Here is a 22,443-nt window from a genome sequence, read left to right as displayed (position 1 = left end):
GTTCATTATAGGTTATTTTACATGATATTAACTTCATTATAAGATATGGATTGGAATTTAATCCACTTATTTTTTGAAGGGAAAGAATGTAATGAAAAAAAATCAAGTTTTAGTCGGAGCACTTTTATGTTTAACAGCTAGTATGTCTTGGGGAGCCATGTTTCCGGTTGCAGAAAGGGCTCTAAAGTATATCAATCCTTTTTATTTCTCTTTACTGCGATATGTAGCAGTTAGTATCATTTTAGGTGCATTGCTTTTATTTAAAGAGGGGAAGAAATCGTTTTGTTTTGAAGGAAAAGGGAAGGGCCTGTTGTTTTTTGGAACAATGGCGTTTACAGTATATAATATTCTGATTTTTTTAGGTCAAGATTTAATGGGGCATAGTGGGGTAATTGCGGCTTCTATTATGGAATCTTTAATGCCGATGATTTCCATAGTTATTATGTGGGTTTTGAAAAATGTTAAACCAATGAAACACACCTTCATAAGTATTTTTATTGCTTTATCAGGGGCAATTCTTGTCATAACGAATGGTAACTTATCATTCATTTTCACGTTGAAAGAAAGTTTTATGCCTATCCTTTTCATGTTTATAGGAGTTGTAGGCTGGGTTGTTTATTCTATGGGCGGTAATCATTTTAATGAATGGTCAACACTTCGCTATTCGACTTTAACATGTATTCTAGGAACATTCATATCAGGTATCGTAACATTCTTTGCCACTGTATCAGGTTTCCTATCTGTGCCCAAGGCAGAAGTCATTGGACATATTTATCCTGAAATGGCTTTCATGATTATTTTCCCTGGAGCCATTGCACTTTTATGCTGGAATTTAGGTATTAAACTGTTAACGCCGATTAATGGCATTTTATTTATTAACTTAGTTCCAATCACTACATTAGCGATTGTTGTTTTACAAGGAGGAACAATTACACCATTCGAATTGCTGGGAACATTTTTAGTAATGTACGGTTTAATTCAAAATAATTATTACCAAAGAAAAAATCTTTCTGCCAAAATGAGAAATTTGAATTCCAGAAAGCTTAATAGGGGGTATTAGAATGGACCTCTCGTCTCTTATAATCATTCTTGGAATAGCAGTAATATGGGAATTGGCAACGATTAATAAGAATGTGCATAAAATTCATAGACAGAATGAAGAACTACTCAAACTGTTTTATGAAGAAAGTAAAAGAAACCAGTAAGAATACGGCCTTTTTGTGAATTTGAAGAGAGGAATTGACAGTTAGAGAAGGTATGAAAAGGGGGGAGCATTCATGAATAAAAAAGAAATCGAAATATCTTGAAGAATTAGCGCTGGATGATGAACAGCATTAAAGCTCTTCGAGAATCATTAGAAGAAACAGAAGAAAGTGGTTTGACTGCTCAGTATGGAGTAGACACTTGACGCTATTTTGCCTAAGCCTAAAGGAAAGGTAAATGATCCGGTTTATAAAGAAACGGTAAGGCCGAATGGTAAGGTATAAAAGAATTTTGACTTACGAGGAGAAGATAAACAAGTTTCAAAAACGTATTAGTGACATTACAGATGATCGAGAATGGTTACTCGAAGGGAAAATTTATCGCTGGATTGCTCAGTATATATGGATCTTTCTTTTTCACATATAAAACGTCTGCGTGATTCAATTGTAAATGAAAAAGAATTAAAAAACGTTATTTAACCGGATGTTAGACGCTCTTATCCAGAGCGTCTAACATTAATGCAGCTTTTTAGGGTTCTGTTGAGTCTGTTCCCTGTTTATTTCCTCAAATATATTGTTTTGATTATTCTGTTGGTTGATCGGATTAATGTTCGAAGGATTAAATAATTTCTTAAAATCGCCAACAGTTAAAGGTTTTGCATCATCTTTTAGTTCATATCCTAATTGTCCGTTGGCTTCTAAAGTAGCGTTCTTTACATTGTTAATATTCGAAATGCCATGAAGTCTTAAACGCATTTCAAGTTGATCAACTGTTAGCCTCATTTTTCTTAAATTATCTATATTGATTTGTCCATCTTCTATAACCAATTTTGCTTTTCCGGTTAAAAATTTTTCTACCCAGTTTGCTTTTACTTGAAACCACTCCATCAAAACTAAAGCTACAGTAAAAATAGTAGCGGCGATCAGAGTTTTCCATAAACTTGTTTCTACTATCGGCTGAACGATAAGGGTACCGATTGAGATCATTACTACTGTTTGAGCCAATGTCATTTGTGCAATTGATTTTCTTCCTGAAATCCTCAGAAGAATGATGCCAGACACAATTAAAATTAATGCTTCCCAAGCAAAATTCATTTCATCACCTAGTTTTCATTTTTTTTGTAGTTTTCTTTAGTACAAAAGGTATTATTCATAAAAGAATAAACGGAACAAAAGTCACGAACTGAACGTTTTTTGGGATTTAATAATTGTAGTGTAAACTTGAAGGCACGACGGGGAGGCAAAATATTCCCCATCGCCACAAAAAAATATAGTGATCCAAGAGCTCTATGCCCTTATTGGGTGTAGGGTTTTCGTTCGTCACATTCTGCAAATTATTCCTTTGTTTCTTCCTTTCACCGATAATAAGGTGGGAGGTGATGACATGGGTTATAGGTACGATATGAGGAGCTATAGTTCTCAGCAGCAAGCAATTGTACGTCAAAGAGATGAAGCAGAAAAACGACGTCGTGAAGAGGCTGAGCGACAAAAAGTGAAATGCGAGAGAAGCCAAATGGTAATTATGAAGGTGTCCATTTCACCAAAAACGGAGAATATTTATTAGAATTAAGAGTCTCTGGGACTGCTCTTGTAAATGTTCCTTGTAAAGTTGAAGGATATTGACATTAAGGAATTGTGTAAAACAGGGAGACTCTATCTTGATAAGGTTAAGAAATTTGAGACAGTTACAATTCTTTCTCATGACGTAGAAGATCAAAAGATTATTACAGAATGGGAGTCGCTTCGCAGAGAGGATTTGCCCGAACAATTTTGATTCATAAGAACCAATGAGTAGCGCTTTCCAATGGAGGGCGCTTTTTATATTCTTTGCAAACTGCTTCCGGTAAATCTCATGAGAGACAATTGGAGGTTAACGGCTTGAGAGCAGTGGCAGTTTAGAAAGAATATGAAAGGAGGGAATACATATTATAGGATTTGACCCAGTTGATCCAATGACTGCATTTAATGTTTCACCTGATTGGGTATGTAAAGTTACTGGCCTATTAACCAAAGGCGTTGCTGTTATACAGATTCCAAAGGCGTTGGCGGCGCTCTTTCTATCCAGATAAAAGTGCAATGACTTCAGCATTGACGGCTATTAAGGAGTGAAGACAGCAAATACGGTCAAACGATTCCAGTCTATGCACGGGCTTTCTGGAGATGGTATCTACGGACCGAAAACGAAAGCGCAGCTTGAAGCATTGTTACACCAGAACACAAAAGTTGCACAGGAACTTAACCTTGTAGGTTATTATTTATTACGTCATGGTAAGTATAATGTGAAAGATATTTTTGACTTAAATGGTCAATATGGGAAAATAAACCGAGTCACATGTATAGCGTTTCTTATAGCAATTATTGCAGAAATGCCTTTTATTAATACATCATTCTATGTGGGTCCTATAGCAAAGGTTATTTATGTTGTTACCCTTAATTTAACAAAAAATAGTCAATTTCCAATATAAAGAATAACTACTGTTTGTTAACTAATCATTGTTGAATTTCCTGTAATAAAAGGAAACCCTTTGCTAATGCTGAGCAAAGGGTTTTTGGGTATGGGGGAATATAGTAGTCAAATTTTATTCCACAACATGCTTCCGTTTATCATAAGGCATAGTGTCACATCTACTTATTCGTACTATTTTGACTGTATTTTTTGATACCATTGGGCTGCAGCTTCTACCTCTTCAATTGTCAATTGATGACCATTGTTTTCCCAATGAAGTTCTACATTTGCATTAGCTTTTTCTAATAAAGATTGAAGTTCAGTTGATTCCATTGGCGAGCAAATTGGATCATTCGTTCCAGCAGCAATAAACACGAACTTACCTGATAAATCTGGTAGATTAGTTCCTTTTCTCGGTACCATAGGGTGGTGAAGAACGGCACCCTTTAAGGCATTTTTATAGTGAAATAATAAACTAGCTGCTATATTTGCCCCATTTGAGTAGCCAATGGCGATAATATTATCGCGGTCAAAACTATATTTTTCTGCTGCCTCATCAAGAAATTTATTTAATTCTTTTGTTCTGAAAATAAGGTCTTCTTCATCGAATACCCCTTCAGCCAATCTGCGGAAGAATCGAGGCATTCCATTTTCTAATACATTTCCTCGAACGCTTAAGACAGAAGCTTTATCATCAATTCTTCCCGCAAGAGGCAACAGATCTAATTCATTTCCCCCAGTACCATGAAGTAATAATAATGTCGGTTTTGTTGAATCTTTCCCTTTATTGAAAATATGCTTCATTATTTATCTCCCTCCAGAACACGAACCTCTACTTGCGGTAAGGTGTTTTTCTCAACATTTTGTTCGTCAACAATATGAACCACAAATTACTTAGATTCGATAATATTTCTCGCTGCATCTTTTTGTTTCCTGTCGGATCGTTGAATAGATAACGAAATCATAGGAGGGTTCGATGATACAATATTAAAGTAGCTAAATGGCGTACCATTCAAAACTTCATCTTTTGAAATCGTAGTGACAAAAGCAATTGGTCTAGGTATAATGCTTCCTATTAAAAATTTATAAATTTATCTTTCAGACATAGAACCTGGCTCAATTGAAAGCAAAGAAGTTATTCCCTTCACAAGATTAATCTAGTTCTCTTACGTCAAACGGCAGTAACACTTGTTCAATTTTCTCCCTATGAGGCTCATATTGTGATGGAAGCTTCAAATTTTTGCCCATTGTCTCTTTTGATTCATCATGAGCAAATCCTGGAGGATAAGTTGCAATTTCAAACAGGATTTCTCCATATTCTTTAAAGTAAATCGCATTAAAATAATTTCTGTCTCGTACAGGTGTGACCTCATATCCATTTGCTGCAATATATTCTTGCCAGTCTAATTGGTCTTGATCGTCAATAGCTCGCCATGCAATATGGTGTACGGTGCCAACTCCCATTTGTCCACGTCCGATAGGAGTCAATTTAAGATCAATAATATTCCCTATATCAGCTGTAGAACGATAGCGAGCGAAATCTCCTTCTTTACCAACCAATTTAAGTCCCATTACCTTCTCGAGTAATTCTGCTGTTTTATTAGGTTGAGTTGATAGCAGGGTTGCTCCCCCAAACCCTTTAATAGCGACTTCAGGTGTAACATCCCCAAAGCTCCATGTATTGAGTTCTCCTTCTTCTCTTTCAACAATCTCCAAGTGAAGACCGTGAGGGTCGTCAAATTCTAAATATTGTTCTCCAAAACGTTCCACTCTAGTAAACACAATGTTGAACTTTTCTAGTCTTTGTTCCCAGAATTCCATCGCACCTTTAGGCACTGCATAAGAAGTGACGCCTACTTGACCGCCTCCTATTGTACCTTGGTGAGCACCTGCCCATGGAAAGAAGGTTATAATGGTTCCCGGCTTACCACCTTCATCGCCAAAATAAAGGTGATACGTACCAGGGTCATCAAAATTGACGGTTTGCTTAACTAAACGTAAACCTAACACGCCTGCATAGAAATCGACATTCTCTTGTGGATGCCCTACGATTGCTGTAATGTGGTGAATACCCATTGTTTTTTTACTCATTTTTAACACTCCTCTGTTATAGTTCTTAAAATGTAATTATTTAATTAAAACGGCTTGAAAGGTTACTCTATACTGCTTATAAAATATGGATTTGATAATATTTATTTCATGTTCGAAAATCTCTAATTCGAGATATATTAGAATAAAAATGTATCAACAGCATATTGACCAGGACCTGTTAAAGCAATACCTATTGTAACAGCAAGTAAAGTTAGGTTATATTCGTATCCATTGTTTGTTACCCATAGTCCATTTGCTCCATGTACTTTTACAATAGCCATTACCATTGTTCCTGCAATGATGATTCCTGCAAGGGGAGTTAATAGGCCTAATGCAAACATAGTTCCTCCAAAAAGTTCTGATAATCCTGCTAAAAGAGCCACCGTTATTCCAGGTTTCATACCAATGGATTCAAACCAGCCTCCTGTACCTTTTAAACCATGACCGCCAAACCAACCAAATAATTTTTGAGCACCGTGACCAACAAATAGTAAACCAATGATTAAACGAATGATTAATAAACCGACACTTAGCATTTTAAATCCCCCTTAAATATTTTTATCTCGAATTCGAGATAATTTATTAAAAAAAATGAGAGCTAATAGACCTCTTTGCTCCAAACTATCTATAATATAGGTCATTGAACTACTTCAGATTAATATATTTTTTCTAATTTGTTGAATCGTTTGTTTCCCTCTTTGATAAAAGACTTCTAAGACAGAAGACTCTGTGATATTTAGTTTGCTTTTTGTTATTTCTTCTTTTATTCTTTCATGAACTACTTTAGATGTTATCCTCAATACTAGAAAGGGAAAATTTATGCATTTTCTCTCCAAAATTTAAATACCTTTAATTTAAATATCTTGAATATGAGATAATTGTAATGCGTATACAATTTTCTGTCAACGTTTTTTTTACTAAATTTTTGAAGGGTTAAAAATTTATAGTTGATGCTGTAATTATTGTACCTTTATTATCGAAGAACTATAGTTTACAGGCACTTTTAACAGCAGGACTGATAGGCTATTATCTCCTATGGTTTTTGAATTTTCCTAAGTAAATTTAGAAGTTGTTTTTTCTCCTTGTAATTCAAGTTGGAAAATTGGGATGCCTGAAAATGCTCTTGTTTCGGAACAACTTCATAAAAAAACTCTTTTCCTGCCTTAGTCAATGAAAGGTATTTGGTTTTCCATTCTTGTTCTCGTTTAATTAGCCCTAATGCTTCCATTTTACTTAACAGTTGAGTAATGTTGCCTTTCGTAACCAAAAGCTTGTTTGCCAGTTCTTGTTGGGATAATCGGTCATGAGAACCCACTTGAACTAAGACATCGAATTGGGCTGTCGATAGATTCCACTTTTTCAAATGCTGATTGGATTCTCGGATACTCTGGTTATATATTCTAGCTATTCGGAACCATAACATTAAACCTATTCGTTCCTCTTTTTTAGATGAGGAGTGATTTGTTATGTTTTCTTTCATGAATGTCACCTCATTCATCTTTTATTTCAATCAGTCTAGGGATAAACTGATGTAAAGTCAAGTTTAAACACGTCCAACTTGATACGGAGAAACCAGTATTATAGGTGAAATATCTAGAAATAGATACCTCACATTTAAAAATAAGAATGATTGCTCGATAGCAATGGGATCAGGTATAAGGTCACTTCTTTCGTTTGTAATATTGAGGTATTATAGTGATTAATTTCAAAAGGGAGGAAATGATTGACCAAAACCATTGGACTTATTTGTGTTAGCTTACGGAAAGATTCTTATAATCGAATTATTGCTCAATCATGGATGGATATGGATGATTCCATCCAATTTCGCTGGATCGAGATTAATGAGCTTCCTTTGTTTAACGAAGACTTGGAAAAAGGTGGTGCTCCAGAAACAGTGACATCATTTAAATCTTCTATTCAGGGTGTTGACGGTATCATTATCGTGTGCCCAGAGTATAATTCTGGAATTCCAGGTGTATTAAAAAATCCATTAGACTGGGCAGCGAGACCTCGAGAATCCTCTGTTATGAGCAGAAAATCGGTTGGATTAATTGGAGCAACTCGAGGGATTAGGGACTGTCTATGCTCAAATGCAAATTAGAGAAATACTAGAAACAATGCATGTTCCTGTTCTTCCATTTCAGAAGGTTCTCATTTCACAAGTACATGAAAAGATTGATGCTGTACTTACTGATGAAAGAACAAAACGTTACCTTCAGAGTTATTTACAACAATTTATAAATTGGGTCGATCACAGTCTTGTTCTAGATTAATAGAAAGAGGTCAGTATTTTTAAGAATATGTACATTTTTCTAACTTTTATGAATAATATTGACAATTAATCGGTTTATAATTAAACTGATAGAGCAATCAGTTAAGTGCTAAATTGATTGTACCTAATGAAGAAGTTTCAGATGGATTTTCCAATACATAAACTTTCTTCGATTACTTTAATAAAGGGGGACTTTAGAATGTCTGATTTATATTCTCGTATTTCCAAAGATGATGCTGTCGTGCTTTTAGTGGATCATCAAACAGGCCTTATTTCCGGCTTAGTGCGTGATTATGGTGTGGATGAATTCAAGAACAACGTTATGGCTCTTGCTAACACAGCTAAGTTTTTTGATTTACCTGTGATTTTAACAACAAGCTTTGAAAACGGACCTAACGGGCCATTGATGCAAGAATTGGTTGAGCTTTTCCCTCACGCGCCAAAAATAGCACGACCTGGACAAATTAATGCATGGGATAATGAAGAGTTTGTTAAAGCAATCGAAGAAACTGGAAGAAAACAACTTATCATCGCAGGTGTAGTTACGGATGTTTGCGTTGCTTTCCCTGCACTTTCGGCTATTAAGGCAGGGTATGAAGTATTCGCTGTTACGGATGCTTCTGGAACAGTCAGCAAACAAGTGGCAGATGCGTCTTTAACTCGAATGGCTCATGGCGGTGTGCAGCTTATGAACTGGTTTAGCGTAGCATGCGAATTACAACGCGATTGGCGTAACGATGTTGAGGGCTTTGGCAATTTACTTTCTAGTCAACTTCCTGGTTATCAAAATGTAATTGGAAGCTATAAGGGAGCTCAGCGAGATCTTAGTAAACAAAATGCATAAATTTAGCGCTGATTTAATCAGCGCTCCTTTTTAATTAAGAAGTATAGCAAGGCTTTTAATTTTACGATTACAACTGAAACTAATAATTGCCTTTAAAATGAATCAAGAAAGAGTAACTGTGGGAGAAACTCATACAGGGAACACTATGGATGCTGGTGTTCCAGTAACAACAATTGTTACATGGGAAATTCAAGAAGGCAGAGAAAAACAGTTTGAAACGTGGAGACATGAAATCGAAGCTGCCGCTACTAAATTTCCAGGGCATTTAGGCGTAAATCTAATAGTCCCCAATAACGGATCCAGAGAGTATACTGTTGTTTTTCGCTTCGATACGTTTGAGAATCCCTTGCTTGGCAAGAATCAGATATTCGCCGAGATTTGTTAAAAAAGGCAGAACCATTTCAAGCCACTAATCCAACTTACAAAACTGAAAGCAGTTTGGCTTATTGGTTTATTACGCTGAAAACGCCAGTTCCACCGTCAAAATGGAAAATGTCTATTATTACCGTTCTTGGTGTATGGCCTCTTAGCAAGTTGGTTCCTATAGTGATAGGGCCTATCATAAAAAACATGAACTCTGTTATGTCATCTTTTTTGGTTTCTGTATGTATAGTTTCCTTGCTATCATGGGTAGTAATGCCGTTTTTCGGTAAAATATTTCATCCATGGTTACAGAATAACAGGAAGTAGACGAGGTGTGAACATGAATTTACCGGATATGATTTTATATAACGGAAAAATCACTACTCTTGACCCTTCTCAACCTGAGGTATCGGCTATCGCCATAACTGATGGTTTAATCACTGCAGTAGGTGGAGATGAGCTTCTTGATAGTGCCACAGAAAAAACCAAAAAAATAGACCTTAAAAGAAAGAGAGCTATTCCGGGCTTGAATGATTCTCATATACACGTTATTCGTGGCGGTCTTCATTATAATATGGAATTGCGCTGGGAAGGTGTGCCATCACTTGCTATCGCTCTGGAAATGCTTAAAGAGCAGGCAAGACGCACACCTGCTCCTCAGTGGGTAAGAGTAGTTGGAGGCTGGTCTGAATTTCAATTTAAAGAAAGACGGATGCCAACTTTGGAAGAGATTAATGCTGTTTCTGAAGACACACCTATCTTTGTACTACATCTTTACGATAGAGCACTAGTAAATCGTGCAGGACTGCGTGCACTGGGATACACAAAAGATACACCAGATCCTCCGGGTTGTTTAATAGAACGAGATAAACGAGGTAATCCAACGGGTCTTTTAATTGCCAATCCTAACGCTTCTATTCTTTATTCAAGTCTGGGTAGAGCCCCAGTACTTAATTTTGACGACCAGATTAACTCAACTCGCCATTTTATGCGCGAATTAAATAGATTAGGTATTACAAGTGCTATTGACGCAGGCGGCGGGTTCCAAAATTATCCTGACGATTACAAAGTTGTTGAACATTTAGCCGAGAAGGATCAATTAACTTTGCGTATTGCCTATAATCTATTTACACAAAATCCAAATCATGAATATGAAGACTTTGCTTCATGGGCAAAAATCGTTTCTCCAGGTCAAGGAAGTGATAAGTATAAAATGAATGGTGCCGGAGAAATGTTAGTATTCTCGGCAGCCGATTTTGAAAAATTTCAAATGCCGCGGCCCGACCTAGCTACGGTGATGGAAGCTGACTTAAAGAAAGTAATTTCTCTATTGGTGGAAAACCGTTGGCCATTCCGTTTACATGCAACTTATGACGAGTCAATAACACGTTTCTTAAATGTTTTTGAGGAAGTCAACAGAGAAATTCCTTTTAATGGTCTACGCTGGTGGTTTGACCATGCAGAAACAATCTCAGATCGTAGTATGGAACGTGTTAAGGCTTTAAATGGCGGTATTGCCATCCAAGACCGCATGGCTTTCCAAGGTGAATACTTTGTTGATTTATACGGAAAGGAAGCTGCAAAGCGTACTCCTCCGATTTATCGTATGCTAGACTTGGGTATACCTGTTGGCGCGGGTAGTGATGCAACGAGGGTTTCCAGCTATAACCCTTGGGTTGCTCTTTACTGGATGGTTGCAGGAAAAACCATTGGTGGACTTTCGATATACGATGAAAAGAATAAACTTGACAGAAACGTAGCTCTGGGATTATATTCCAAAGGAAGTGCATGGTTCTCTGATGATGAAGATAAAAAGGGAACCCTTGCAGTAGGTCAGTTTGCTGATATTGCTGTATTGTCTGCTGACTACTTTACTGTGCCAGAAGAAGAAATCAAAGACCTTGAATCATTACTCACCATTATGGGTGGGCAAGTTGTTTATGGAAATGATGAATTTAAAAATTTATCACCTGAATTGCCGCCAGCATCACCTGATTGGGCACCGACGGGGGTTTATGGTTATGGTGGTGCTAACCTAACCCACAATATACTTTCTCACGATGCCCATGATCACAAACATAGTTGCAGTAACCCTCTCCATCAACACACTCATACCGTAATAGGAAAAGATGGAACTAAATGGGGTATTGGTTGTACTTGCTTTGCTTTCTAATAAGGGTTTGGGGCCGATGACGGACCCAAACATAAAAAATGAAAAAAGCCTAACTTTCTCTTTAAAGAAAAAAAGTGAAAATCTAGCGACATGAAGGCAATTATTATTTAATTAATAACGTAACTAGATCAAACAGAGGTAGGAGCCGACTGGTTAACAGTCGGCTCACCTATATTTTACTAAACTGCCTGTAATTAAGTATGTTGGTATACTCTCTCTTAGAGAAACCCATAGCATCATGTGATATATAAGGTAATTCCTTTATTTAAGCAGGAAGTTGGGGAATGATTGGATTATAAGAAATTTCTCTAACTGTTAAATAGTTTTAGTCCTGCAGCTTCCTCCCTATTTGAAATAACCTTCTATCTTAACCATATATAAATTATAGGAAGGATTATTGAGGCTGGAAGAAAAGAAAGTTAATAGGATACGAGGTTCACCTCGATTATTGGAGAAAAGGCTATATATTGGAGGTATAGGAATGGCAAAAATTACTGTAGGAACAGAAAATCACACACCTATTGAACTTTATTATGAGGATCACGGTATGGGGAGGCCAGTTGTATTAATTCACGGTTGGCCATTAAGTGGTCGATCTTGGGAATACCAAGTCCCGGCTCTCGTTGAGGGTGGATATAGAGTCATAACTTATGACCGTCGAGGGTTCGGAAACTCTTCTCAGCCATGGAACGGTTACGATTATGATACATTAGCTGCTGATTTACATCTGTTACTAGAACACTTGGATCTCCAAAATGTGACACTGGTCGGATTTTCAATGGGGGGCGGAGAAGTAGCACGCTATATTGGAACCTACGGAACCAATAGAGTAGAAAAGGCTGTATTTGCAGGAGCTGTACCACCATTTCTTTATAAGTCAGAAGATCATCCTGAGGGAGTATTAGATGATGCAGCAATTCAAGGATTTGAAAACGGGGTAAAAGATGATCGATTAGCTTTTCTTGATGAGTTTACGAAAATATTTTTTGCAGCTGGAGATCGAACGGATTTAGTTAGTGAACCATTCCGGCTTTACAATAAGGATATTGCAGCAGGTGCATCTCCTAAAGGGACTTTAGATTGTATTGGTGCTTTCAGTAAAACAGATTTTAGGGGAGATTTAGCCAAAATTAATATCCCTGCTCTTGTGATTCATGGTGATTCGGATGCAACTGTTCCATTTGAATATAGTGGGAAGCGAACCTATGAAGCAATTCCTAATGCCAAAGTAGCTTTAATAAAAGGGGGGCCACATGGGTTGAATGCAACACATCCCAAGGAATTTAATGAAGCATTATTATCCTTTTTAAAGGACTAATTATAAATGAATACTTTTAATGGATAGAAAAGGGGATTGTATAACACCAGGTTCTTCTTTCATTCTATGAAGAGGGAAAGTAAAGGAGGTACTATAAGTACCTCCTTTACTTTTTTATTTGTCTCAAAAAGCATGAGTTTCTGTACAATAACTTGTTTTTACACATAAGAGGAATTCTAAATATAATTGAAATCCAATTCATTACATCCCAAATAAATAAAGGAGAATACGGTATTCTGCATAGCAGAACCAAAAGAAAAACCCTAGAAACAAAGTTTCTAGGGTTTAAGTCAATGCTCTTTAAAGAAGCATTACGATTAACGAGAGTAGAACTCAACGATAAGCGCTTCGTTAATTTCTGGAGCAAGTTCAGAACGCTCAGGAAGGCGAGTTAATGAACCTTCAAGTTTTTCAGCGTCGAATGTAAGGTATTCAGGAACGAAGTTGTTCACTTCTACAGATTCTTTCACGATAGAAAGATTTCTTGATTTTTCGCGAACACCGATTGTTTGACCAGGTTTTACTTGGTAAGACGGAATATCTACGCGGCTTCCGTCAACAAGAATGTGACCGTGGTTAACCAATTGGCGAGCTTGACGGCGAGTACGTGCTAAACCTAGCTTGTACACAAGGTTGTCAAGACGTGCGTCCAAAAGAATCATGAAGTTTTCACCGTGTTTACCTGTAAGTTTAGCAGCTTTGTCAAACAATGTGCGGAATTGGCGTTCGTTTACACCGTACATGTGACGAAGTTTTTGCTTTTCTTGCAGTTGCAAACCGTATTCTGATAATTTTTTACGTTGTCCTGGACCGTGTGGACCTGGAGCGTAAGGGCGTTTTTCTAATTCTTTTCCTGTTCCGCTTAGAGAGATTCCTAAACGACGGGACAGTTTCCAAGATGGACCTGTATAGCGAGCCATAATGTGACTCCTCCTTTGGTTTTATTTTGTGGAAAATAAAAACCGTCTGCTCTATTCGACTATGTCATTATGTTTTCATGTATCCTCGCTCCAGCAGCAGAGAGTTACACGATACACCTTAAAGCTTAAGGAACAAAATGAAACACAGAAGCTGAACAAAAAGGCTGCAATATTTCACACAAAGAGCATTATATAAGTTTTTCGCTTTGAAGTCAACCATTTCCCCATCATCGTCTGCAAAGCTATTCAGCAAACGGTTATGCTATAATAAACAAAAATTAGAAGTTTACTTTTTAGGTGATAAAAATTGATAAACCAAACAAAACATATATTGCCGATCTTTCATCAGCGCATGCTGCATTTTTTATTAACGATGCCAAAATCCGTGACTTTTGCCGACTCGCTGCTTTGGCTGACCTCAGCTCTTGAATCCTGCTTTTCATCTCTATTATTAACCCTTTCACCGGCAGAATCTGCTCAAACGAAATACAAGACCGAGGAAGAAGCTTGTTTTGCTGCAACGAAAATCAGCGGCTCTTTTTATGTAATCTCAGATCATTCAACAGGCAGCAGCCTAAACTTAACCTGTAAACAGGGAGAAGAGATTCCTGCCGAACTGCCTGACTTGATTTCCTTGTTTTTGAATCAGTCCATGAAGCAGGAAAAGCTGTATGAAGCGGCGGTGCATCAGAAAAAAATATACAACCTGACAGAGCTGTTTCACTCGCTCTTAGATCAAAAGAAAGTGCTGAAGAAGCTGCTGGAAAGCTTAAACGGTGTTTATCCGTCCTTTCATTTTTCTTTGTTTATTTCTCAGGATCGGGATACATGCCGGGATTTGCCCGCAAAAGAGCTGCTGATGGAAGGAGAAGGTGCCGATTCCTTTGCGCTTCATGTGTATTTATCCGGGGAGATACTGAGAAAAAACGAATCAGCCGTTTATGTACCGATAAAGGGTCAGCAGGGAACATACGGGGTGCTGATGGCTGAGGCAAAGTCCGGGGGACCGCTTTCCGCAGGCGATTTGGATGAAATGTCACTGATTGCAAATGCGGCGGGAAGAGCATTTGAAAACGCCCAGCTCTATGAGCAGTCCAAAACAAGCATTGCCAATCTGGAATTGATTAATGAAACATCCCGCCAGCTCAATCAGCGGCTGAGACTGACAGACACAATGAAAGATCTGACGGCAAGAATCGTAGAGTCGTTTCATGCTGAAGAAGTCGGCTTTTTTCATATTGATCACTTTGAAAAACAGACACTGCTGCCCGGAGGCACCCCTTTTTTTGAAACAGGCTCTTCTGACGTGTATATCCGTTCGGTGAAAGAAAAGCTTTTCGATGGAGAAAAAGGGGTGTTCATCGGAAACGGGCGTTCTTTATTCGGAGAGGAGAGTTATGGCTCCCTTATGGCCGTGCCGATGATGGAGAATGACCGGATATTAGGCTTTGCCATCGTGCTGAAAAAAGACCTGTATGCCTTCACCTTTGAAGTATACAAGTTGTTTGAGGCACTGATCCATCACTCTACACTGGCTGTTACCAATTCCATGCTTCGTGATCGTCTGGAACATCTCGTCAAGACTGATCAGCTGACAGAATTATATTCAAGAACCTATTTAGATGAAAAAATTCAATACAGCATGAAAACCCATCAAAGAGGCGTGTTCATTCTGATTGACATTGATAATTTTAAAAATGTAAATGACACATACGGACATCAGACGGGGGACGAGATCTTAATTCAGGTGGCGGCTGTCATCAAAAGCAACATACGTAAACATGATATCGGGGCCCGCTGGGGAGGCGAGGAGCTGGCGATTTACCTGCCGATGCTGAATGTGGCAGCGGGAAAACGAATCGCCCAGAGGCTCGTTCGCGCAGTCAGAGAAAGCACAAAGCCCGAAGTGACGATTTCGTGCGGAATTTCCTGCTGGACGGCGGAAGCGAGAAAATCGTTAAAAGAATTGGTGCAGCAAGCCGATGAAGCGCTCTACACCGCCAAAAGAAGCGGGAAAAACCGTTTAATCATCCACGGAACAAGTTCTCAATAGAAAAGGAGCCGGTACACAGACCGGCTCCTTGTTTTCTATGCTAATGCTTTTTCAAGCTTTTCAACAAATAACGTAAGGAACGTTTCATCAACTTCGTCAAATCTGTTTTTGACGGGACTGTCAATGTCCAAAACGCCGATCACCTTCCCGTTTACATGAATCGGCAGCACGATTTCAGACTGGGACGCCGCATCGCAGGCGATATGCCCGGGAAAAGCGTGAACGTCACTCACCCGCTTGACAGTTCCGTTTGAATAGGCTGTGCCGCACACCCCTTTTCCGAAAGGAATCCGGACACAGGCAGGAAGCCCTTGGAACGGCCCGAGCACGAGCTCTCCTTCTTTGGCGAAATAAAATCCCGCCCAGTTGACCTCGTCTAATGAATGGTAAAGAAGTGCTGATGCATTTGCGTAATTCGCAATGGCATCGGTTTCGTCTTCTGTTATCGCTTCAAGTTGTTTTAGCAGAAGCTGGTAGTCTTTTTCTTTATCTCCAGATTGTTTTTCGACATGAAACATGGAAAACCCTCACTTTTTCTATAATATAAAACAAAGTTCTTGCCGTGATGCCGGCATTTGTCGATAAGTTCTTACAGGAACGGCGGCCTTCTGCTTGAATTGTTATAACTAAGAAGGGGTGAGCCGTATGAAATTAAGCACCAAAGACAAAATTATTGAAGCTGCCGTTATGCTGTTTAACCAGAAAGGATTTACCGGTACGTCTGTCCGTGAAATCGCAAAGTCAGCTGATGTTAATGTTGCGCACATCTCCTACTATTTTAAAGGCAAAGGCGGTCTGATGGAACATTTAGTTTCCGAGTTTTACGAAGGCTACAGCAAGACGCTTGAAAATGCCTGCAGCCGCACCGAATTCCAAAGCACACAGGAAAGCATCCTGCAATTGGTTTTCGATATTTTATCCTATCAGCACGATAACCGTCAATTAACTCGGTTTGTTTATCGGGAGGTGACGATTGATTCCACGCTGATTCGTGAAATCATGTCCACTTATTTGATGAAAGAAAAGTATATCTTACAGCTGATCATTGAAGAAGGGGCGAAAAACAAGGAATATTTGAATCTGCCTGTGCCGCATTTTATCCTTCAATTAAAATCTCTCTTGATGATGCCTTATCTCCAGCCCCAATATATTACTGAAGTGCTTTACATGCAGCCGCACGAGCCGTATTTTTATAAAATGTATTTTGAAGAAGTAAAAGTATGGATCAAGAGCGTCTTCAGCACCGGAGATGTGGCGCTTACGAATTAGCGGGCGGCGTTCCGGTAAGACTCATATGAATATCCGATATCCTGCGCTTGATGGGCATCAGACCCGTAGACGAGCGGGATTTTTTTTTGTTTCGCAGCCGCGATCATCCACTCCTCCAGATAAATTTCACCGGCGTACGCCTTTCTGAGACCTGCCGTATTAAAATCGAGTTCCATCCCGTTTGCCTTAATGGCGTCCAGGCACCGTGACACAAGCTTCCGCACGGTTGCCGACATCTCATACGGAAACAGCTTGGCGAATTTTTTGACAAGGGTGAGATGACCGATTCGTCTTGGCTTAAAGGGGCCGATTGATGCTACAATGGAAGAATAGATTTCGTTATAGTACTGCTCATATACATTCTCAACGCTCCCATATACCGCGATCAGCTCTTTAAATGTATGCTCATCGTAATCAAGGCAGAGAAAGGACGAGCCGGCGGGCAAAAAATGGACGGATAATAGGCTGTCATCAAGAGAGGGCCCATATGTATCCAGAAATGATTTGATTTCATGCTCATAGCCGGATATATAATCGACTTCAAGCCCTGTCAGTATGGCAATTTGGCCGCTGTATTCCTTTTTGAGTCCTGACAGCTCGTTTAAGTAGCGTTCTAATGAAGCGTGCGTCATCGCGCTGTCTTGGAGCGGCGTAGGGTCAGTGAATGAGGGGGGCAAAGGGGCATGCTCGGTAAAAGTGATGGATTGAAACCTCTTTTTTATCGCTTCTTCGATGTAGAGAGTAAACGCGTCTTTTGATCCGTGAGGGCAAAATGGCGTATGAATATGTCCGTCTCTTTTTAACATTGCTGCTCACCCCGTTAAAAAATAGTCAAATCCTGCCGATTTTATGCAAAAAGTTTTTGATTTCTGGTCAAAAAATGTTGGTTACATGGTATCATAATAACAATGAAAACGACAGTTTTTCTCAATACATATACTGAAATCTTTCTGAATAATAAAACACCCTGACAGATTAAGGATATACAACAAGGGGGCTCATTATGGAGTTAGTCATTGGATTATTAATCATATTGCTCGTGCTGTTTGCAGCGGGCTACTTTTTCAGGAAAAAAATATACACTGAAATTGACCGTTTGGAATCATGGAAAATTGAAATTTTAAACCGTTCGATTGTGGAAGAAATGTCCAAAATCAAACATTTGAAAATGACGGGGCAGACAGAAGAGTTCTTTGAAAAATGGCGCGAAGAATGGGATGAAATCGTCACAGCCCATATGCCCAAAGTCGAAGAGCTCCTTTATGATGCCGAGGAATTAGCTGATAAATACCGCTTCAAAAGAGCGAATCAGGTTCTCGTTCATATTGATGACTTGCTGACGGCGGCAGAGTCAAATATCGAGGCGATTTTGCGGGAAATCAGCGATCTTGTCACAAGCGAAGAAAAAAGCCGCCAGGAGATCGAAGAGGTCAGGGAGCGCTATTCCAAATCCCGCAAAAACTTGCTTGCATACAGCCATCTATACGGGGAGCTTTATGACAGTCTTGAACAGGATCTTGATGAGATCTGGAGCGGCATCAAACAATTTGAAGAAGAGACCGAAGGCGGGAACTATATCGCTGCCAGAAAAGTGCTTCTTGAACAGGATCGCAGTCTGGATCAGCTTCAATCATACATAGATGATGTTCCTAAGCTGTTAGCTGACTGTAAGCAGACCATTCCGAACCAAATCACAAAGCTGAGAGACGGCTATCACGAAATGACGGAAAAGGGCTATAAGCTTGAGCACATTCAAATCGAAAAAGAATTAGAAAATCTGTCGAACCAGTTAAAACGGGCGGAGAGCTCTTTATTGAAGGAATTGGATATCGACGATGCATCTGCGGTGCTTCAGCTGATTGATGATTCGATTCAATCCCTGTATGAGCAGCTTGAGGGCGAAGTGGAAGCCGGCCAGTCTGTATTAAGCAAAATGCCGGAACTGGTTATTGCATACGATAAGCTCGAAGAAGAAAAAGAGCGGACAAAGGCAGAAACGGAGCTTGTCAAGGAAAGCTACAGGCTGACAGCAGGTGAGATTGGTAAACAGCAAGCCTTTGAGAAACGAATTGAAGACATCGGCAAGCTGCTTGATCAGGTGAAAGACAAGCTTGACGGAGAGCAGGTCGCGTATTCCCTTTTGATAGAAGAGGTTGCTCACATTGAGAAGCAAATCGATGAGGTCAAAAAAGAGCATGATGAATACCGCGAGAAACTGCAGGCATTAAGAAAAGAAGAATTGCAGGCGAGAGAGACGCTTGACGGTTTGAAAAAAACCATTTCTGAAACATCGAGATTGCTTAAAACAAGCAACATACCCGGAATACCGGAACATATAAAAGAGATGCTGGAAAAAGCTCACCACCATATTCAAGAAACCGGGAACCAATTAAATGAGATTCCGCTGAATATGGAAGAAGCCAGCAGGCATCTGAAGCAGGCGGAAGAAATCGTCAGCCAAGTCAGCCTTGAATCAGAAGGGCTGGTAGAACAGGTGAATCTGATTGAAAAAATCATCCAGTTCGGCAATCGCTTCAGAAGCCAGAACCATATATTATCTGAGCAGTTAAAAGAGGCAGAAAGACGATTCTATGCTTACGATTATAAAGAAGCATACGAAATTGCGGCGGCCGCTGTTGAAAAAACCGTTCCGGGCGCAGTGAAGAAGATAGAATCGGAGCAATCTGCATTACATGTTCATCAATAAAAAAAGAACCCGCTTCTTGGTAAAGCGGGTTCTTTTTATGCATCATTCCATATAAAAACGCATGCAGCCCGGATTCTCTTCTGAACTGCATGCGTTTTTTTACTATTTTCTTCATTTAACTAGCTGTTTAGCGGGACTGATAAAGAAAGTGAGAATATATCCAATCAGCGCTCCTGCGACAGCTGGAAGAACCCAGCCTATGCCCAGACTGTAAAGCGGAAGATGAGCGTTTAAAAATTTGTCTAATGATCCGAGGGGAATGCTGGCTGCCTTCAAACCGTCTATAAGACTGAACATCCCAGTGGCAATCAAACACGCAATGTAAACCTCTCTTCTTTCTTTGAAAAGCTTGTCAATAAAGGAAAGCAAGATAATAACGATTGCAAGCGGGTAAATAGCTGATAAAATGGGAACAGAAAATGCTATAATCTGAGCGAGCCCAAAATTTGAAATGATCAAGCTGAATAAAGTGACAATGGTCACAACCATTTTGTAAGACAATTTAGGAATCAATTTTGAAAAGTAGTCACCGCAGGAGGTGACAAGGCCGATGCTTGTTGTCAAACAAGCAACTGTAATGGCTGCACCCAATACTATATTTCCTAAAGAACCGAACAAATAGCTGGATGAAGCTGATAAGATTTTGGCACCTTCTCCAAGCGGGCCGACGGCATCTGTACTCGTAGCTCCTAAGTAAGCCAGCGCGGCGTAAATAAACGTCAGTCCCAGAGCCGCAATAATGCCGGCTTTGATACAAGCGGCAGCAAGAGCTTTCGAATTTGTAACCCCTTTGCTTTTAACCGCATTGACGACTACGACGCCAAACACAATTGAAGCGAGCGCATCCATTGTTTTGTAGCCTTCTAAAAATCCTTTGAAAAGCGGTGTTGCCGTATAAGCTTGTTGTGCTGCGCCAAAATGGCCCATTGGTGTAATAATCGCTTTAATAACAATGATAGAAATAATGGTAAATTTGATTGGAGTGAGAATTTTTCCAACTCTATCCACAACTTTTGATGGGTTTATAGCCAAATAATAAGTAATGCCAAAAAATAAGAGCGTGAAAACAAATAAAGATAATCTCTCAGGTATTCCGGTTAAAAAAGGAACCGCGCCGATTTCATATGAGACCGTTCCTGTACGCGGTATAGCGAATAAAGGCCCGATTGACAGGTAAAGAACCACAGTGAATACTGTGCCGAAAACCGGATGCGCTTTATCGGCAAGTCCTTTTGCGTCTTTTCCCGTTAATGCGATCGCGATGATTCCGAGAAGCGGGAGGCCCACACCTGTTAGCAAAAATCCGCCGATCGCTTTCCATATATTGTGTCCGGCAGCCTGGCCTAATTCAGGCGGATAAATCATATTTCCTGCGCCAAAGAATAATGCAAAAAGCATAAAACCGATAATAACGGTCTCTTTGACAGGTAATGTTTGTTTCATGAAAAAAATCCTCCTAGTTACTATGTTAAAATATTCTGTCAATTAATTGTCAGATAATATGACGAAATGAACAAATCTTATTATATGGCAATGAGAACAGAAGTCAATACTAGCTTTTTGTAATTTTCTATTAAGTTTTATTGTGATAACATAAATACCGTCCAATGTACCGCTTTCATAAAGGAGTAAAAAAAGATGATATATTTAGATAATAGTTCTACGACAAAACCTTATGATGAAGTTTTGGACGTATATGAAAAGACAAGCCGGCGCTACTTTGGCAATCCGTCATCTTTGCACCGGTATGGAGCAGAAACAGAACAGCTGCTGTACGCGGCAAAAAATCAAATAAAAAAAGCTTTGGGTCTAAAGAATTATGATATTGTATTTACATCAGGCGCAACGGAAGCGAACAATTTGGCTTTAAAAGGCGCTGCTTTGTCCAAAATAAAAACAGGTAAGCACATTATTACGACGTCAATTGAGCATCCGTCAGTTGCTGAATCTCTGGACCAGCTGGAGGAGTTATTTGGTTTTGAAGTGACATATCTTTCAGTAAACGCAGACGGGGCTGTGTCAGTCGATGAGCTCAAAAGCGCCATCCGGCCGGATACCGTTCTTGTCAGCATGATGCATGTGAACAATGAAATCGGGTCCATCCAGCCGGTTGAACAGGCCGGATTAGTATTGCAAGCCTATCCGCAAATATTGTTTCATGTTGATTATGTGCAGAGCGTTCATAAAGTGCCTTTAATGATAGAAAAAGCAGGAATTGATCTTTGCACCATCTCTGGCCATAAATTTCACGGTCTTAAAGGAACGGGCGCGCTTCTCGTAAAAGAAGGCACACGCCTTGTTCCGCTGTTGACAGGCGGTTCGCAGCAAAGCGGCTTGCGTGCTGGAACCGAGCATACAGCAGGAGCTGTGTCACTTGCTAAAGCCGTGAATATGGCGGCTCAAGACTTTTCACATCGCCTCGGCGCCATGTCGGCCGCAAAGGAATTGTTTTTCAAGAGGCTGAGTGAGACAGAGGGAGTTGTGATGAATACCCCTACTTTAAACAGCGCGCCGCACATTGTCAATTTTTCAGTGCCCGGCATCAAAGCCGAGGTGCTGTTGCATATGCTTGAAGAACAGGATATTTTTGTGTCAACGACAGCAGCCTGCTCCGCACGGGAACATAAGCCGAGCAAGGTGCTGTTGCAGATGGGAAAAGGAGAAGAGATCGCTGGCAGCAGTATCAGAATAAGCCTGAATTACAGCCAGACAAGCGATGTTGTAGAACCATTTATGAAGGCGCTTGTTCCGGGAATCAAAAAACTAAAGAAAATGACGAGGTAAA

At 39.6% G+C, this 22,443-nt stretch carries 18 protein-coding genes and 5 pseudogenes; 13 read left to right on the top strand and 10 right to left on the bottom strand.

The features are described from left to right. Positions 1 to 91 precede the first annotated feature (91 nt). Positions 92 to 1,060, top strand: a complete 969-nt coding sequence (locus AAHT65_RS00475; protein WP_343310817.1) for a DMT family transporter — start codon at positions 92 to 94, stop codon at positions 1,058 to 1,060. 658 nt (positions 1,061 to 1,718) lie between these two features. Here the strand turns inward: AAHT65_RS00475 and AAHT65_RS00470 are convergent. Further along, on the bottom strand, positions 1,719 to 2,297 hold the full coding sequence (locus AAHT65_RS00470; protein WP_088117758.1) for a DUF421 domain-containing protein: 579 nt from the start codon (positions 2,295 to 2,297) through the stop codon (positions 1,719 to 1,721). A 289-nt stretch (positions 2,298 to 2,586) separates the two neighbouring features. On the opposite strand from AAHT65_RS00470, the gene AAHT65_RS00465 reads away from it, so the two are divergent. The 3 genes and pseudogenes from AAHT65_RS00465 to AAHT65_RS00455 all read left to right on the top strand — a co-directional run. Further along, positions 2,587 to 2,766 carry a hypothetical protein gene (locus tag AAHT65_RS00465; protein WP_157763250.1) on the top strand — a complete coding sequence of 60 codons (180 nt, stop codon included), beginning with the start codon at positions 2,587 to 2,589 and terminating at the stop codon, positions 2,764 to 2,766. Between the two features lie 541 nt (positions 2,767 to 3,307). Continuing rightward, positions 3,308 to 3,385 (top strand): annotated as a pseudogene (locus tag AAHT65_RS00460) (peptidoglycan-binding domain-containing protein); the annotation flags it as partial. Positions 3,386 to 3,436: 51 nt separating this feature from the next. Beyond that, a pseudogene (locus AAHT65_RS00455) lies at positions 3,437 to 3,616 on the top strand (cytosine permease); the annotation flags it as partial. Between the two features lie 224 nt (positions 3,617 to 3,840). On the opposite strand, the gene AAHT65_RS00450 reads toward AAHT65_RS00455, so the two are convergent. From AAHT65_RS00450 to AAHT65_RS00430, 5 genes and pseudogenes are all read right to left on the bottom strand, one after another. Continuing rightward, positions 3,841 to 4,452 carry an alpha/beta hydrolase gene (locus AAHT65_RS00450; protein WP_343310816.1) on the bottom strand — a complete coding sequence of 204 codons (612 nt, stop codon included), beginning with the start codon at positions 4,450 to 4,452 and terminating at the stop codon, positions 3,841 to 3,843. A gap of 89 nt (positions 4,453 to 4,541) precedes the next feature. Beyond that, a pseudogene (locus AAHT65_RS00445) lies at positions 4,542 to 4,739 on the bottom strand (flavin reductase family protein); the annotation flags it as partial. A gap of 61 nt (positions 4,740 to 4,800) precedes the next feature. Beyond that, positions 4,801 to 5,739, bottom strand: coding sequence for a ring-cleaving dioxygenase (locus tag AAHT65_RS00440; protein ID WP_343310815.1), 939 nt, complete (start codon positions 5,737 to 5,739; stop codon positions 4,801 to 4,803). A gap of 137 nt (positions 5,740 to 5,876) precedes the next feature. After that, positions 5,877 to 6,275 carry a DoxX family protein gene (locus AAHT65_RS00435; RefSeq protein WP_277713743.1) on the bottom strand — a complete coding sequence of 133 codons (399 nt, stop codon included), beginning with the start codon at positions 6,273 to 6,275 and terminating at the stop codon, positions 5,877 to 5,879. A gap of 497 nt (positions 6,276 to 6,772) precedes the next feature. After that, on the bottom strand, positions 6,773 to 7,219 hold the full coding sequence (locus AAHT65_RS00430; RefSeq protein WP_003325056.1) for a MarR family winged helix-turn-helix transcriptional regulator: 447 nt from the start codon (positions 7,217 to 7,219) through the stop codon (positions 6,773 to 6,775). A gap of 243 nt (positions 7,220 to 7,462) precedes the next feature. On the opposite strand from AAHT65_RS00430, the pseudogene AAHT65_RS00425 reads away from it, so the two are divergent. The 5 genes and pseudogenes from AAHT65_RS00425 to AAHT65_RS00405 all read left to right on the top strand — a co-directional run bounded on the left by AAHT65_RS00425 (position 7,463) and on the right by AAHT65_RS00405 (position 12,709). Further along, positions 7,463 to 8,012, top strand: a pseudogene (locus AAHT65_RS00425) (NADPH-dependent FMN reductase). Between the two features lie 198 nt (positions 8,013 to 8,210). After that, a complete protein-coding gene (gene ycaC / locus AAHT65_RS00420) occupies positions 8,211 to 8,855 on the top strand; it encodes an isochorismate family cysteine hydrolase YcaC (RefSeq protein WP_003325057.1) in 645 nt (214 codons plus the stop codon). A 97-nt stretch (positions 8,856 to 8,952) separates the two neighbouring features. After that, positions 8,953 to 9,545, top strand: a pseudogene (locus AAHT65_RS00415) (antibiotic biosynthesis monooxygenase). A gap of 13 nt (positions 9,546 to 9,558) precedes the next feature. Further along, on the top strand, positions 9,559 to 11,391 hold the full coding sequence (locus AAHT65_RS00410; RefSeq protein WP_343310814.1) for an amidohydrolase: 1,833 nt from the start codon (positions 9,559 to 9,561) through the stop codon (positions 11,389 to 11,391). 481 nt (positions 11,392 to 11,872) lie between these two features. Next, the gene (locus AAHT65_RS00405) at positions 11,873 to 12,709 is read left to right on the top strand and encodes an alpha/beta fold hydrolase (protein WP_216413226.1); all 837 of its coding nucleotides are present in this window, start codon (positions 11,873 to 11,875) and stop codon (positions 12,707 to 12,709) included. Positions 12,710 to 13,026: 317 nt separating this feature from the next. Here the strand turns inward: AAHT65_RS00405 and rpsD are convergent, their stop codons facing one another. Beyond that, entirely contained in the window at positions 13,027 to 13,629 is a 603-nt protein-coding gene (rpsD, locus tag AAHT65_RS00400; protein WP_003325061.1) for a 30S ribosomal protein S4, read from the bottom strand. A 307-nt stretch (positions 13,630 to 13,936) separates the two neighbouring features. Here rpsD and AAHT65_RS00395 point away from each other — a divergent pair, with 307 nt between their 5' ends. Further along, positions 13,937 to 15,682, top strand: coding sequence for a sensor domain-containing diguanylate cyclase (locus AAHT65_RS00395; RefSeq protein WP_343310813.1), 1,746 nt, complete (start codon positions 13,937 to 13,939; stop codon positions 15,680 to 15,682). A 35-nt stretch (positions 15,683 to 15,717) separates the two neighbouring features. Here the strand turns inward: AAHT65_RS00395 and AAHT65_RS00390 are convergent, their stop codons facing one another. Continuing rightward, the gene (locus AAHT65_RS00390) at positions 15,718 to 16,200 is read right to left on the bottom strand and encodes a GAF domain-containing protein (protein WP_003325063.1); all 483 of its coding nucleotides are present in this window, start codon (positions 16,198 to 16,200) and stop codon (positions 15,718 to 15,720) included. A gap of 127 nt (positions 16,201 to 16,327) precedes the next feature. Between AAHT65_RS00390 and refZ the strand changes: the two genes are divergently transcribed. Then, positions 16,328 to 16,951, top strand: a complete 624-nt coding sequence (gene refZ, locus AAHT65_RS00385) for a forespore capture DNA-binding protein RefZ (protein ID WP_010789498.1) — start codon at positions 16,328 to 16,330, stop codon at positions 16,949 to 16,951. Here refZ and hisJ read toward each other — a convergent pair. Continuing rightward, entirely contained in the window at positions 16,948 to 17,757 is an 810-nt protein-coding gene (gene hisJ / locus AAHT65_RS00380) for a histidinol-phosphatase HisJ (protein WP_343310812.1), read from the bottom strand. The two genes, refZ and hisJ, sit on opposite strands and share 4 nt — an antisense overlap. A 197-nt stretch (positions 17,758 to 17,954) precedes the next feature. Here hisJ and ezrA point away from each other — a divergent pair, with 197 nt between their 5' ends. Next, the gene (gene ezrA, locus AAHT65_RS00375; protein WP_343310811.1) at positions 17,955 to 19,658 is read left to right on the top strand and encodes a septation ring formation regulator EzrA; all 1,704 of its coding nucleotides are present in this window, start codon (positions 17,955 to 17,957) and stop codon (positions 19,656 to 19,658) included. Positions 19,659 to 19,769: 111 nt separating this feature from the next. Here ezrA and brnQ read toward each other — a convergent pair whose 3' ends face one another. After that, positions 19,770 to 21,101 carry a branched-chain amino acid transport system II carrier protein gene (brnQ, locus tag AAHT65_RS00370; protein ID WP_268513552.1) on the bottom strand — a complete coding sequence of 444 codons (1,332 nt, stop codon included), beginning with the start codon at positions 21,099 to 21,101 and terminating at the stop codon, positions 19,770 to 19,772. 195 nt (positions 21,102 to 21,296) lie between these two features. On the opposite strand from brnQ, the gene AAHT65_RS00365 reads away from it, so the two are divergent. Continuing rightward, a complete protein-coding gene (locus tag AAHT65_RS00365; protein WP_277713737.1) occupies positions 21,297 to 22,442 on the top strand; it encodes a cysteine desulfurase family protein in 1,146 nt (381 codons plus the stop codon). Position 22,443: the final 1 nt, after the last annotated feature.

Source organism: Bacillus atrophaeus (genome assembly GCF_039519175.1).
Classification (GTDB): Bacteria; Bacillota; Bacilli; order Bacillales; family Bacillaceae; genus Bacillus; species Bacillus atrophaeus.
The sequence above is the reverse complement of the archived record's forward strand: the minus strand, read 5'-3'. Positions and strand labels throughout refer to the sequence as shown.

Excerpts from the sequence above, each read along its gene's own strand:
- AAHT65_RS00475 (WP_343310817.1), top strand. The coding sequence starts at position 92 with ATGAAAAAAAATCAAGTTTTAGTCGGAGCACTTTTATGTTTAACAGCT.
- AAHT65_RS00470 (WP_088117758.1), bottom strand. The coding sequence starts at position 2,297 with ATGAATTTTGCTTGGGAAGCATTAATTTTAATTGTGTCTGGCATCATT.
- AAHT65_RS00465 (WP_157763250.1), top strand. The coding sequence starts at position 2,587 with ATGGGTTATAGGTACGATATGAGGAGCTATAGTTCTCAGCAGCAAGCA.
- AAHT65_RS00450 (WP_343310816.1), bottom strand. The coding sequence starts at position 4,452 with ATGAAGCATATTTTCAATAAAGGGAAAGATTCAACAAAACCGACATTA.
- AAHT65_RS00440 (WP_343310815.1), bottom strand. The coding sequence starts at position 5,739 with ATGAGTAAAAAAACAATGGGTATTCACCACATTACAGCAATCGTAGGG.
- AAHT65_RS00435 (WP_277713743.1), bottom strand. The coding sequence starts at position 6,275 with ATGCTAAGTGTCGGTTTATTAATCATTCGTTTAATCATTGGTTTACTA.
- AAHT65_RS00430 (WP_003325056.1), bottom strand. The coding sequence starts at position 7,219 with ATGAAAGAAAACATAACAAATCACTCCTCATCTAAAAAAGAGGAACGA.
- ycaC (WP_003325057.1), top strand. The coding sequence starts at position 8,211 with ATGTCTGATTTATATTCTCGTATTTCCAAAGATGATGCTGTCGTGCTT.
- AAHT65_RS00410 (WP_343310814.1), top strand. The coding sequence starts at position 9,559 with ATGAATTTACCGGATATGATTTTATATAACGGAAAAATCACTACTCTT.
- AAHT65_RS00405 (WP_216413226.1), top strand. The coding sequence starts at position 11,873 with ATGGCAAAAATTACTGTAGGAACAGAAAATCACACACCTATTGAACTT.
- rpsD (WP_003325061.1), bottom strand. The coding sequence starts at position 13,629 with ATGGCTCGCTATACAGGTCCATCTTGGAAACTGTCCCGTCGTTTAGGA.
- AAHT65_RS00390 (WP_003325063.1), bottom strand. The coding sequence starts at position 16,200 with ATGTTTCATGTCGAAAAACAATCTGGAGATAAAGAAAAAGACTACCAG.
- refZ (WP_010789498.1), top strand. The coding sequence starts at position 16,328 with ATGAAATTAAGCACCAAAGACAAAATTATTGAAGCTGCCGTTATGCTG.
- hisJ (WP_343310812.1), bottom strand. The coding sequence starts at position 17,757 with ATGTTAAAAAGAGACGGACATATTCATACGCCATTTTGCCCTCACGGA.
- ezrA (WP_343310811.1), top strand. The coding sequence starts at position 17,955 with ATGGAGTTAGTCATTGGATTATTAATCATATTGCTCGTGCTGTTTGCA.
- brnQ (WP_268513552.1), bottom strand. The coding sequence starts at position 21,101 with ATGAAACAAACATTACCTGTCAAAGAGACCGTTATTATCGGTTTTATG.
- AAHT65_RS00365 (WP_277713737.1), top strand. The coding sequence starts at position 21,297 with ATGATATATTTAGATAATAGTTCTACGACAAAACCTTATGATGAAGTT.